Here is a 12552-nt window from a genome sequence, read left to right on the forward strand (position 1 = left end):
ACTTAGCTTATTATTGTAACTGAAAAGAATATTATATTAAGCAAAAAAAGGAGATATGATGCTTGATTATTCTCAGATAAGTGCTAGATTAGATGCACTTGAGAAACTACCTTCCTGTAATTCCAACAATTCTATTTCCAAAGCCTTAGAACAAGCTGGTTTTAGCAGAAGAGATTTTATGAAATGGGCTGGTGCTATGACTGCATTTTTAGCACTTCCTACTAGTTTTGTGCCTATGGTAGCACGTGCTGCAGAACTTGCTGATAGAGTGCCTGTTGTGTGGCTACATATGGCAGAGTGTACTGGTTGTAGTGAGAGTTTATTAAGAAGTGATGCCCCTACTATTGATAGTTTGATTTTTGATTATATTTCACTTGAATACCATGAAACCGTAATGGCTGCAGCTGGTTGGCAAGCAGAAGATAATCTTAATAATGCCATTGAAAAATATAAGGGAAATTATGTTTTAATGGTAGAAGGAGGCATTCCAACAGGGGATCAAGAAAGATATTTAACCGTTGGAGGACAAGCACATACTGGTTATGAGATTACAAGAAAGGCCTGTGAGAATGCTATGGCAGTTTTAGCTATAGGTACTTGTTCTTCTTTTGGTGGAATTCAAGCAGCAAGGCCAAATCCTAGCAATGCAAAACCTGTTCATAAGATTACTTCAAAGCCTATTATTAATGTTCCTGGCTGTCCTCCAAGTGAAAAAAATATAGTTGGTAATGTATTACAACTTTTATTATTTAAAGAACTTCCTACTCTTGATGTTTATAATAGACCAAAGTGGGCTTATGGACTTAGAATTCATGATTTATGTGAAAGAAGAGGGCATTTTGACGCCGGTGAATTCGTGCAAGAATTTGGCGATGAGGGTGCAAAAAAAGGATATTGTCTTTATAAGGTAGGCTGTAAGGGACCTTATACCTTTAATAATTGTTCAAGGGAAAGATTTAATAGCCACACCTCTTGGCCTATCCAAGCAGGGCATGGCTGTATAGGTTGTTCTGAGCCTAATTTTTGGGATAATATGCAACCATTTGAAGAGCCTATGGCAGGTCATAAATTTGGTACTACCCTAGGACTTGGGGCTGATAATCTAAGCGATAAGATAGGCATAGGTGTGCTTTGTTTAACAGGCGTTGCTATTGCAGCACATGCAGTTATTGCTTCTATACAAAAAAATAAGGATTAAAAATGAGTCAAAGAATAATAGTAGACCCTATTACTAGGATAGAAGGACACCTTAGAATTGAAGTTGTGGTTGATGATAATAATGTAGTACAAGAAGCATATGCTGGTTCTACGCTTTGGCGTGGTATAGAAACTATAGTAAAAGGACGTGATCCACGCGATATAGGTTTTATGACACAAAGAATTTGTGGGGTTTGTACCTTTTCTCATTATAAGGCCGGTATTGTAGCAGTTGAAAATGCACTTGGCATTGAACCTCCATTAAATGCCTTACTTACTAGGACATTAATGAATATTGCTTTATTTTTACATGACCATATAGTACATTTTTATCAATTACACGGACTTGATTGGGTAGATATTGTAAGTGCTTTGGGTGCTGATGTAAAAAAAGCTAGTGATTTAGCCTTTAATTTTACTCCAAATCCTTATGCTACTGGTGCTGATAAACTTTTAGAGGTGCAACAAAGGGTTAAAGCATTTGTAGATAAAGGAAATTTAGGACCTTTTGCAAATGCTTATTATGGGCATCCTACTTATCATTTAAGTGCTGAGGAAAACTTAATAGCCCTAAGCCATTATTTAGAATGTTTAAAAATTCAACGCTCAGTAGCCCAGGCTATGGCTATCTTTGGTTCTAAACAACCTCACCCACAAAGTCTAAGCGTTGGTGGTGTTACTTGCGTAATGGATCTTTTATCACCTGCTAGAATGGGAGAATATTTGGTTAAGATTCAAGAGGTCACTGATTTCATTAACCGGGCTTATTATCCTGATTTGATTATGGCTGGTAAGGCTTATGCTAATGAACCTAGCGTTTTAAACGATGTTGGCGTTACAAATTTATTTACCTTCCAAGAATTTCAACTCGGTAAAAATGAGTGGTTATTTGAAAGTGGTATCATTAAAAATGGCGATATTAGCAAGGTTTATGAGGTAGAAGAAGATAAAATCACAGAAGAGGCTACTCATTCTTGGTATGCTGATAATGAAGCCTTACACCCTTATGATGGCAAGACAAATCCTAATTATACAGGGCTTGTTGATGGAGAAAGCATTGACCATCATGGTCAAGTACTTAAGGGTAAGGTATTTGATTTAAAAGGCAAATATAGCTGGATTAAGGCCCCAAGATATGATGGAATGCCTATGCAAGTAGGACCTTTAGCAAATGTTGTTATAAATTATGCTAAGGGAAATGCAAATGTAGTTCCTATTGTAGATGAGTTTTTAAAGGATACTGGCTTACCACTTGAAGCTGTATTTAGTACCTTAGGAAGAACTGCCACTCGTTGCCTTGAGGCTAAGATTATAGCTACTCATGGACTTCGTGCCTTTAATAATTTAATTGAAAATTTAAAAATAGATGAAAGTACCTATACTACTTATAAAATAGACCCAAATAAAGAATATAAAGGTAGATACATAGGGCATGTTCCAAGGGGTACATTAAGCCATTGGTGTAGGATTAAAAATGGCGTTATTGAAAATTGGCAAGCTGTGGTACCATCTACTTGGAATGCTTCTCCAAAGGATGCAAATGGTGTAGGTGGAAGTTATGAACAATGTTTAATTGGTCTTAAAATAGCCGATGTTAAACAACCACTTGAAATCATTAGAAAAATTCACTCTTATGACCCTTGCATTGCTTGTGCTGTGCATGTTATGGATACAAAGGGAAATGAGTTAAGTGAATATAAAGTTAATGTCAATTTATAGGAGGCTTTCATGCAAGATAGAGATAAAGCTTTGCAAAGAAAGGCTGATTACGAATTTAGCATAGGTTTGCGTTTTACGCATTGGGTTAGGGCCGTTTGTATAGTAGTTTTAGCGATGACTGGCTTTTATCTTTCCTATGTTTTTATAAGCGCTGCTCCAAATAGCGAACCTACAAGCTTTTTACAAGCAAATATTCGCTTAGTTCATCAAGCTGTGGGTTTTGTTTTAATTGGTTGTGTTATTTTTAAAATTTATCTTTTCTTTTTTGATAGGGTAAGTGCTAAGGAAAGAATAAGCATAGTTGATACCTTTAATGTAAAATTATGGATAGAACAGATTAAATTTTATCTTTTTGTAGGAAAACACCCGTCTTTAAAGGGCGTTTATAATCCTTTGCAATTTGTTACTTATTTTTTCTTTTATCTAGTGATTTTTGGCATTATTCTTACAGGTTTAATTCTTTATGTACATACCTATCACGAAGGTCTAGCGGGTGCTTTGCATAATCTTTTAAGACCCGTTGAGGCTATGTTTGGTGGACTTGCAAGCGTTAGAACTTGGCATAGAATTTTTATGTGGATTATATTGATTTTTGTACCTATCCACATTTATATGGCTGTGTTTAACGCTGTAAAAGGAAAAGATGGTGCCCTCGATGCGATAATTAGTGGTTATCGTTTTATAAAGGAAGAAAAAAATTGAATTTTCTTATACTTGGTATAGGAAATATTATGTTTGCAGATGAAGGCGTTGGTGTTCATCTTTGCAAACAACTTCAAAAAAACTACGATTTTTCACATAAAACTCACAATATAGACTTTATAGATGGTGGAACCTTAGCCTTTCATTTGAGCTATATTATCGCAAAATATGATAAAATCGTTATTGTAGATTGCATTGAGGCTGATAGTTCTAATATAGGCGATGTCTTTTTTTTTCCTTATGATGCTATGCCAAAAAAGCTTTCTTGGAGTGGAAGTGCACATGAGCTTGAAATGCTTCAAACTTTGCAGTTTATGGAGTTAAATGGGGATTTACCAAAAACTCAAATTTTAGCCTGTGTTCCAAAAAGGATAGAGGCTATGAGTTTTGAACTTTCTAATGAGCTTATAAAAGCAGCTAGTATAATGGAAAAAACTTTGCTTGATTATCTTAGTAAGGAAAGTTTTTCTTATGTTAAAAAAGCTGATTTTTCCTTGCAAGAAATAGCTTTAAATTCTTATAAAAATTAAATTTAGCGAACCTTATCATAATGCTTAGGAATTTTAGGAGTAAAGACATTTGAATTTATAAAATCATCTTTGTTTTGATTGTAAAATTCTATTAAAATATTGTTTTCAAATTCATCTTGATAAGATATATTTTCAACGCTATCTTTATTTAATTTTATAGTGTAATTGATATTGTCATATTTTGCCTCGTAGGTTTTGCTATCTATTTGTTTTGCTTTTTTGAAAATTTCGCTTAAATTTGGTACCTTATCAAATTTAGAAAAAATAACTTGTTCTAAGTCATGTTCTATTATAACAATATCTTCTTTATTTATATAAATTTCTTTTTTATTAGGGCTTTCATACTTCCAAAAGGCTTGATTTGGAGTTATTATAAAATGTCCTTTGTAATCAATCTTTGAATTTTTTGAACTAACACTTTGAGTAAAATCACTAGAAAAATTTTTAAAACTTAAATTAAAGCAAAAGCCTTGCAAAAGACACAAAAATAGGCAAAGAATAATTCTCATAATAATCCTTTAAAAAATTTCATATTTTTATTTGTATTCTAGCTAAATTTAATTAAATAATCGTTATAATAAGGACTTTAAAATTTCTAGCAAAGGTTTTTAAATGTTTGCAAAAGCTTTACAATCTATATTTGGTACAAAAAATGAAAGAGAAGTTAAAAAATATCTTAAACGTGTAGAACAAATAAACTCCCTTGAATCTCGTTATGAAGCCTTAAACGATGAAGATTTAAAGACTGAATTTAATAAAATAAAAGAATCAGTTTTAAAAGATGAAAGAAGCCTTGATGATGTTTTGTGTGATGTTTTTGCCATTGTTAGAGAGGTAGGTAAAAGAACCTTACAAATGAGACATTTTGATGTGCAATTAATAGGAGGTATGGTACTTCACGAAGGAAAGATTGCTGAGATGAAAACAGGGGAGGGAAAAACCCTTGTAGCCACCTTGCCTGTGGTTTTAAATGCCATTACTTTAAAGGGCGTGCATGTTGTAACGGTAAATGATTATTTAGCTAAAAGAGATGCTGAACAAATGGGCGTTTTATATAATTTTTTAGGTTTTTCAGTAGGGGTAGTGCTTTCAAATTCAGATGATGAGCATAAACTTGCTTATACTTGCGATATTACCTATGGTACAAATAATGAATTTGGCTTTGATTATTTGCGTGATAATATGAAATTTGCAGCCTCTGATAAGGTTCAAAGAGGACATAATTTTGTGATTGTAGACGAGGTTGATAGTATTTTAATAGACGAGGCAAGAACGCCTTTAATAATCAGTGGTCCAACAAATCGCACACTAGATGGATATATTAAGGCAAATGAAGTAGCCAAGCAAATGCAAAGGGCGGAAAATGTAATTCCACCGGCTAAACCACAAGGTGATTTTGTAGTAGATGAAAAAAATCGTTCGATTTTAATCACAGAAGAAGGAATTTCAAAGGCAGAAAAGCTTTTTGGGGTTGAAAATTTATATAGCCTTGATAATGCTATTTTAGCACACCAATTGGACCAAGCTTTAAAGGCTCATAATCTTTTTGAAAAAGATGTTCATTACGTGCTAAGAAATCAAGAAGTAGTTATAGTGGATGAGTTTACAGGTAGATTAAGTGAGGGTAGGAGATTTAGCGAGGGCTTACATCAAGCCTTAGAGGCAAAAGAAGGGGTTAAGATCCAAGAAGAAAGTCAAACACTAGCCGATATAACCTTTCAAAATTATTTTAGAATGTATAAAAAATTAGCAGGTATGACAGGAACAGCTCAAACTGAAGCAGCCGAGTTTTCACAAATTTATAGACTTGACGTTGTTTCAATACCTACGAATATCCCTGTTATTAGGCAAGATAGGCATGATTTAATTTATAAAACTCAAGATGAAAAATTTAAGGCTGTAATTGATGAGATAAAATACGCAAATGCAAAGGGACAACCTGTTTTAGTAGGAACTGCAAGCATAGAAAGAAGTGAAGTTTTTCATAATATGCTAGTTAAGGAAAAAATCCCTCACCATGTTTTAAATGCAAAAAACCATGAACAAGAGGCCTTAATCATAGCAGATGCTGGAAAAAAGGGTGCTGTAACTATAGCTACGAATATGGCTGGTAGAGGCGTTGATATAAAGATTGATGATGAGGTAAGAGAACTTGGAGGACTTTACATAATAGGCACTGAAAGGCATGAAAGCAGACGCATTGACAATCAATTAAGAGGTCGTTCAGGTAGGCAAGGAGACCCTGGAATGAGTCGTTTTTATCTAAGTTTAGAAGATAATCTTTTGCGAATTTTTGGGGGTGATAGAATTAAGGCTATTATGGATAGACTTGGTATAAAAGAAGGCGAAAGCATAGAATCAGGTATTGTTACAAGGGCAGTTGAAAATGCACAAAAAAAAGTAGAGAGTTTGCATTTTGAAAGTAGAAAACACCTTTTAGAGTATGATGATGTAGCAAATGAACAAAGAAAGAGTATTTATAAATATAGAAACGAGCTTTTAGATGAAAATTATGATATTAGGGCTAAAATTTCTCAAAATATTGCTGAGTATGTAGCTAGTGTAATTAGTGAGTATATGATTGAAGAAAGTTTAAGTGGAGAGCATTTTGAAAGCTTAAAAAATACAATTTTACATGATTGTTCTACCCAAATAATAAAAGAAGATTTTACAAATTTAAGCATACTAGAAATTCAAGATAAATTAAATGAAATTTTAGAACAATCTTATAATAACAAAATGCAATCCATTCCAACAAACCAGCTTAGAAATATAGAAAGAATTTTATATTTGCAAGTGCTTGACAATGCTTGGAGAGAGCATTTATATCAAATGGATATCTTAAAAACGGGCATAGGATTAAGAGGTTATAATCAAAAAGATCCCTTAGTAGAATATAAAAAAGAAAGTTATAATTTATTTTTAGAGCTTGTCGAACGCATTAAATTTGATAGTGTTAAGCTTTTATTTAGCATTGTTTTAAAGGATAGCTTACAAGAACAGCTTGAAGAAAAGGTAAATGAAGAAGCTGAAAAATTAAGGGCACAAAGCGTGGAAATTGGAGTAAGCGAAGGTGGCGAGGCTGAATTTAAAAAGGTACCAAGAAATGCAAAATGTCCTTGTGGTAGTGGTAAAAAATACAAAGAATGCCATGGAAAAAGTGGTCCAAAGCAAGGAATTTTAGCTTAAAATAATGAAAAAAAGCGTTTTAAGATATTTACTTTTTAAATATCTAAGATTTGACAAAGAACAACCCTTTATAGCCCTATCAATGATTTTAGCCTTTTTAGGCGTATGTGTAGGGCTTTGCGTTTTACTTGTTGCTATGGCTATAATGAATGGCTTTGACAAGGAATTTCAAAAACGTTTTTTTGTTATGAATTATCCTATTACAATCTTGCCAAAATTTTACGCAAGGATTGATGATAATCTTATAAATAGTTTAAAAACTCAATTTCCAAATTTAAATTTTAGTCCTTATCTAAGTACTCAAGTTATTTCAAAGGGCGACAATCGCTTTGAAGGTGGCATTGTCTTTGGTGTAAATTTTAGTGATGAGATAAAGATAAATGAAGTTATTGCAAAGGCCTTAAAGGATAAAAAATTAAGCAATTATGATATTTTAATAGGTTGTAATCTAGCAAGTGAGTTCAATTTACAAAAAGATGATAAACACACGCTTATTTTTTCAAATTTTAATCCAAGTGGCTTTTCTTTGATACCTCAAACAAAACGTTTTGATGTAAAGGCTTGTTTTACTTCTGGTCTTGCTTTTTATGATAAGGCTTATATGTTTGTTGATGTAAATGCCCTTAGAAAAATTTTAAATATCTTTGATGTGTATGATGGAGTGCATGTCTTTTCAAATGATGCCTTTAAGGATATTGAAAGGATAAAAAATTTCTTAGGCGATGATTATGCTAGTATAGGTTGGTGGGAACAAAACTCAAATTTTTTTTCTGCATTTGAACTCGAAAAAAGGGCACTTTTTATAGTGTTAATGTTAATTATCCTAGTAGCTAGTTTAAATATAGTTAGCTCACTTTTAATGATAGTTATGACTAGACGTAATGAAATAGCTATCTTACTTGCACTAGGTGCCAGTAAAAAAGAAGTTAACAAAAGCTTTTTTGTACTAGGCATGTTAATCGGTGGAAGTGGAATGATATGTGGGATTATACTTGCCTTTATAGTGCTTTTTGTACTAGGAAATTTTAATATTATAAATTTACCAGCTGATGTTTATGGTACTAGTAAGCTTCCTCTTGATTTATCCATTTTAGATTTTTTGCTTACCCTAATAGGCACCTTGCTTATAATAGCTTTTTCTTCATTTTACCCTGCAAAAAAGGCAACTCAAATTGATGTTTTAGATGCTTTAAGAAATGAGTAATTAAATTTATTTAAAGTTAGCAATTGTTATAATAATAGCCGTTTTAAATGTTAAGTAGGGATACGCAAGCCGAACGGATTTAAAACAAATTCTTTTTAAAGGTCTTACGATGAAAAAAATTGTTTTTTTACTCATGGCTTTTGTAGTGGTTGCATTAGCTGATGTTGGAAATGCTCCTGTTGAACAAGAAGCAATCAATGTTTGGATTAAAGCTTTTTCTGTTTTAGCTGCTGGTGTTGGACTTGGTGTTGCTGCACTTGGTGGGGCTATAGGTATGGGACATACTGCGGCTGCTACCATTGCTGGTACTGCAAGAAATCCAGGACTTGGTGGGAAATTAATGACAACAATGTTTATCGCATTAGCGATGATAGAAGCACAAGTTATTTACGCACTTGTTATTGCATTAATCGCCCTTTATGCTAACCCTTTTATACCTTTTGCTTAAAAATGAAGCCCTTATTTAGGGCTTTTGCGGTTATGGTGGAATTGGTAGACACGCTATCTTGAGGGGGTAGTGCGCCACGCGTGTGCGAGTTCAAATCTCGCTAACCGCACCATTTTATTTTATACAATTTTGTAATTTTTGCAAAGGTGCTAATATGGACCTACAAATTCAAAAATGTATCGATCTTTTAAATCGCTACAAAGATGAATTAACTTACGAACAATATAAACAAAATCTTTCTATTATAGGAAATTCGGCAATTGAGGGTATGTATTTGGATGAAGAGGATATTTTTGATTTAATTAGGATTGATAGAGGTGAAGACTCCGAAGATATTATGAATGAAAAACTAAGGGCTTGGGGAGTTAAATGACAGAATTTGATAATTTCTTGCTTAAAACTAATAAAATAGGGGCAAATAATTTAAAAGAATTATTTGAAAAAGAAGTAAAAATGGTTGAAGCTAGGGAGAAGCAATTATTTTTTAACCATATCAAGGCTTATTTGATTATAAACATTTAAAGGCTATTCATTATTTTTTATTTTAAGATGTCTATGAGTGGGCAGGAAAAGATAGGTTTGAATTAAATTTATTAATGCCATTTTTAAAGGGTTTGACGCATTTTGTACCTGGCGATTTAGGCAGATGAAATTTTTAACGATTTAAAAGAAAATAGGCTATTTTGTGGCTTAGAAAGTGATGAATTTTTAGATAAGATTACGGATTTTTTTACAAATTTAAACGCCTTGCATCCTTTTAGAGAGGGCAATGGCAGAACACAACGCACTTTTATTAATCAATTAGCTAAAAATGCTGGATATGAACTAGATTTAAATTAAATCCCTAAAAAACATTTTATTGATTCAAGTATTTTAGCAAGTAAATTACAATTAGAACAAGTACGAAATTTATTTAAATGCAATTTATTATATTTAAAAGAAAATAAAGAAAATCTTAGTGATTTATTAACTGATAGTAATTTATAAGACAATGGATACTAAAAATAAGCATAGGCGTAGGTAATAAACATTTTCACTAAAAACAAACACAAATAACTTTAAATTTTCAATAAATTTCAAGTTATACATAAATATTTTTTAAAGCTAAATTTAAGTTTAGTTTTAAAAATTAATAAAAAATGTTACTTTTAGTAAAAAATTATACAATTTTTAACTTTTTTCACTAATTTTAATTTTTATTTTGCTAATCTTGTAATGTAATTTAATTTAAGGAGAGAATGAATGAGTAGTATTACTAATAAAATACTATGGCTATTTATAGCTGTTCTTGGTGCCTTTTGTTTTTGCTATCTGGCATTACAAAATGGCGAAACAGTATCGGCAATCTATCTAGTTGTCGCAGCGATTTGTATCTATGCTATTGGATATAGATTTTATGGTCGCTTTGTTGCTTATAATGTTTTAGGACTTGATAAAAATAGAGCAACTCCGGCTGTTACTCAAGATGACGGACGTGATTTTGTTCCTACAAACAAATATGTTTTATTTGGCCATCACTTCGCTGCTATTGCTGGTGCTGGTCCTTTGGTAGGTCCTATACTAGCTGCTCAAATGGGTTACTTGCCTTCAATGCTTTGGCTTTTGGTTGGTGGCGTTTTAGCAGGTTCAGTACATGACTTTGTTGTTCTTTTCATCTCTACTCGTAGAAATGGTCGCTCACTTGGCGAAATGATTAAAGATGAAATGGGCACTTTTACAGGTGGTGTTGCTATGGTCGCAATCTTTGGTATTATGATTATTATCATTGCGATTTTAGCCATGGTTGTTGTAAAGGCTTTAGCTGATTCTCCTTGGGGTCTATTTACTATCGCAATGACTATTCCTATTGCGATTTTCATGGGTCTTTATATGCGTTTTTGGCGTCCTGGTAAGGTTGGAGAGGCCTCTGTTATAGGTTTTATACTTTTGCTTTTATCTATTTATTGGGGTAATGATGTAGCTAATAATCCAGCTCTTGCTGCGTATTTTACTTATGATGCTCCTACCTTATCTTTAATAGTTATGGCTTATGGCTTTATCGCTGCAATCTTACCTGTATGGTTTTTATTAGCACCTCGTGATTATCTTTCAACATTCTTAAAAATAGGTGTTATCGTATTAATGGCTATTGCTATTATTTTTGTTGCCCCAAATTTACAAATGCCAAAGATTAATCCACAATATTTAGATGGAACAGGTCCTGTTTTTGCTGGTGCTTGGTTTCCTTTCTTGTTTATAACCATTGCGTGTGGCGCTATTAGTGGTTTCCATGCCCTTATTTCAAGTGGTACAACTCCAAAAATGCTTGAAAATGAAACCCACGCCTTGCCTGTAGGTTATGGTTCAATGCTTGCAGAAAGTGCTGTTGGTATCATGGCTTTAATTTGTGCTTCTATCTTACAACCTGGTCTTTATTTTGCTGTAAATTCCTCAGCTGCTTTAATTACTAGTGATGTAGCACAAGCTGCTGTTGTGATTTCAGAATGGGGCTTTAAGGTAACACCAGAAGATATTAACAATCTTACACAAAATATAGGTGAAAAAACTATTCTTTCAAGAACAGGTGGTGCTCCTACCTTTGCTATCGGCGTTACTTTGATTTTACATGAATTATTAGGTGGGGTTGATATGATGAAATTCTGGTATCACTTTGCTATTTTATTCGAAGCCTTATTTATTTTAACAGCCGTTGATGCTGGTACTAGGGCTTGCCGTTTTATGGTACAAGATATGTTAAGTCATATTTATAAACCACTTGGCAATATCCATAATTTCTGGGCTGGTGTTTTGGCTACCCTTATAGGCGTTGCTTGCTGGGGGTATTTCCTTTATCAAGGGGCAATCGACCCAAAAGGTGGTATTTATACACTTTGGCCACTCTTTGGCGTAAGTAACCAAATGTTAGCTGGTATGGCTTTGCTTTTAGTTACTGCTATCTTAGTAAAAATGGGAAAAGCCCGTTACACTTGGGTTACACTTGTACCTGCTATCTTTGTTTTAGTAGCTACTCTTTATGGTGGAATTCAAAAAGTTTTACCTTACAAAGAAGGTGATAGGGTTCATAATGCTGTTTCACACATTGCAGTTGCTAAGGTACAAGGCGATAAAATAGAAGCCTTAAAAGCCCAACTTGCTAGTATACAAGATGAAGCCGAAAAAGCTAAGATTGAAAAAGACCTATCTATCGCGTCTCAGTCTAAATTTGCTAATATTCTAAATGCTGTTTTATGTATATTCTTTATGATAACTACCTTGCTTGTAATCATCGCTTGCGCTGGTATTTGCTTTGGTAAGATTAAAATTCCTCTTAAGGAAAATGCTTATGTCAAACTCGACTCCATTAAAAATAGTCAGTAGAATAAAGCATATATATGGAAAAGCCGAAAGGTTTTTCCATCCACTTGTTGGGCTTTCAAGTTATGATAAATATTTAGAACATATGAAAAAAGCACACCCTGATAGAAAACCACAAAGCAGAGGTGAGTTTTTCAAAGAACGTTTAGAAAAAAGATATAATAGTGGTGGCGTAGGTAAATGTTGTTAAGAATTTCTTAACAACATTT

At 33.2% G+C, this 12552-nt stretch carries 13 protein-coding genes and 1 tRNA gene; 13 read left to right on the forward strand and 1 reads right to left on the reverse strand.

The window, feature by feature from the left end; translation table 11 throughout:
* Window positions 1-58 precede the first annotated feature (58 nt).
* From FMM58_RS07245 to FMM58_RS07260, 4 genes are read left to right on the forward strand one after another with little or no spacing between them, the layout of a single operon-like run.
* Complete coding sequence (locus FMM58_RS07245) at window positions 59-1198, forward strand: hydrogenase small subunit (RefSeq protein ID WP_150141625.1); 1140 nt, start codon at window positions 59-61, stop codon at window positions 1196-1198.
* 2 nt (window positions 1199-1200) lie between these two features.
* On the forward strand, window positions 1201-2916 hold the full coding sequence (locus FMM58_RS07250; RefSeq protein WP_150141627.1) for a nickel-dependent hydrogenase large subunit: 1716 nt from the start codon (window positions 1201-1203) through the stop codon (window positions 2914-2916).
* 9 nt (window positions 2917-2925) lie between these two features.
* The gene (gene cybH, locus FMM58_RS07255) at window positions 2926-3618 is read left to right on the forward strand and encodes a Ni/Fe-hydrogenase, b-type cytochrome subunit (protein WP_150151987.1); all 693 of its coding nucleotides are present in this window, start codon (window positions 2926-2928) and stop codon (window positions 3616-3618) included.
* Entirely contained in the window at window positions 3615-4148 is a 534-nt protein-coding gene (locus FMM58_RS07260) for a HyaD/HybD family hydrogenase maturation endopeptidase (protein ID WP_150141630.1), read from the forward strand. The genes cybH and FMM58_RS07260 overlap by 4 nt, the downstream gene beginning before the upstream one ends.
* Window positions 4149-4150: 2 nt before the next feature.
* Here FMM58_RS07260 and lolA read toward each other — a convergent pair whose 3' ends face one another.
* Entirely contained in the window at window positions 4151-4660 is a 510-nt protein-coding gene (lolA, locus tag FMM58_RS07265) for a LolA-like outer membrane lipoprotein chaperone (RefSeq protein WP_411675310.1), read from the reverse strand.
* A 100-nt stretch (window positions 4661-4760) separates the two neighbouring features.
* Between lolA and secA the strand changes: the two genes are divergently transcribed.
* From secA to kcuS, 9 genes are all read left to right on the forward strand, one after another.
* Window positions 4761-7337 (forward strand): preprotein translocase subunit SecA, encoded by a 2577-nt coding sequence (gene secA / locus FMM58_RS07270; protein WP_150141634.1) that lies wholly within the window; start codon window positions 4761-4763, stop codon window positions 7335-7337.
* A 4-nt stretch (window positions 7338-7341) separates the two neighbouring features.
* Entirely contained in the window at window positions 7342-8541 is a 1200-nt protein-coding gene (locus FMM58_RS07275) for an ABC transporter permease (RefSeq protein WP_150141636.1), read from the forward strand.
* Between the two features lie 109 nt (window positions 8542-8650).
* Window positions 8651-8989, forward strand: coding sequence for a F0F1 ATP synthase subunit C (locus FMM58_RS07280; protein ID WP_150141638.1), 339 nt, complete (start codon window positions 8651-8653; stop codon window positions 8987-8989).
* A 26-nt stretch (window positions 8990-9015) separates the two neighbouring features.
* Window positions 9016-9101: transfer RNA gene (locus FMM58_RS07285), tRNA-Leu, on the forward strand.
* A 42-nt stretch (window positions 9102-9143) separates the two neighbouring features.
* Complete coding sequence (locus FMM58_RS07290) at window positions 9144-9362, forward strand: hypothetical protein (RefSeq protein ID WP_150151990.1); 219 nt, start codon at window positions 9144-9146, stop codon at window positions 9360-9362.
* Complete coding sequence (locus tag FMM58_RS09035) at window positions 9359-9511, forward strand: hypothetical protein (RefSeq protein WP_190318980.1); 153 nt, start codon at window positions 9359-9361, stop codon at window positions 9509-9511. Before FMM58_RS07290 ends, FMM58_RS09035 begins: the two co-directional genes overlap by 4 nt.
* A 129-nt stretch (window positions 9512-9640) precedes the next feature.
* Window positions 9641-9829, forward strand: coding sequence for a Fic family protein (locus FMM58_RS09040; protein WP_223810278.1), 189 nt, complete (start codon window positions 9641-9643; stop codon window positions 9827-9829).
* 402 nt (window positions 9830-10231) lie between these two features.
* Entirely contained in the window at window positions 10232-12346 is a 2115-nt protein-coding gene (locus FMM58_RS07300; protein ID WP_150141642.1) for a carbon starvation CstA family protein, read from the forward strand.
* Window positions 12312-12533 (forward strand): KCU-star family selenoprotein, encoded by a 222-nt coding sequence (gene kcuS, locus FMM58_RS07305; protein WP_150141644.1) that lies wholly within the window; start codon window positions 12312-12314, stop codon window positions 12531-12533. Before FMM58_RS07300 ends, kcuS begins: the two co-directional genes overlap by 35 nt.
* Window positions 12534-12552 lie beyond the last annotated feature (19 nt).

The organism is Campylobacter sp. LR291e, assembly GCF_008633915.1.
GTDB lineage: Bacteria > Campylobacterota > Campylobacteria > Campylobacterales > Campylobacteraceae > Campylobacter_D.

Bases quoted from the DNA above. Each gene is read 5' to 3' on its own strand.
- cybH (WP_150151987.1), top strand. From the start codon at position 2,926: ATGCAAGATAGAGATAAAGCTTTGCAAAGAAAGGCTGATTACGAATTT.
- FMM58_RS07280 (WP_150141638.1), top strand. From the start codon at position 8,651: ATGAAAAAAATTGTTTTTTTACTCATGGCTTTTGTAGTGGTTGCATTA.
- kcuS (WP_150141644.1), top strand. From the start codon at position 12,312: ATGTCAAACTCGACTCCATTAAAAATAGTCAGTAGAATAAAGCATATA.
- FMM58_RS07250 (WP_150141627.1), top strand. From the start codon at position 1,201: ATGAGTCAAAGAATAATAGTAGACCCTATTACTAGGATAGAAGGACAC.
- FMM58_RS09035 (WP_190318980.1), top strand. From the start codon at position 9,359: ATGACAGAATTTGATAATTTCTTGCTTAAAACTAATAAAATAGGGGCA.
- FMM58_RS07290 (WP_150151990.1), top strand. From the start codon at position 9,144: ATGGACCTACAAATTCAAAAATGTATCGATCTTTTAAATCGCTACAAA.
- FMM58_RS07300 (WP_150141642.1), top strand. From the start codon at position 10,232: ATGAGTAGTATTACTAATAAAATACTATGGCTATTTATAGCTGTTCTT.
- FMM58_RS07245 (WP_150141625.1), top strand. From the start codon at position 59: ATGCTTGATTATTCTCAGATAAGTGCTAGATTAGATGCACTTGAGAAA.
- secA (WP_150141634.1), top strand. From the start codon at position 4,761: ATGTTTGCAAAAGCTTTACAATCTATATTTGGTACAAAAAATGAAAGA.
- FMM58_RS07275 (WP_150141636.1), top strand. From the start codon at position 7,342: ATGAAAAAAAGCGTTTTAAGATATTTACTTTTTAAATATCTAAGATTT.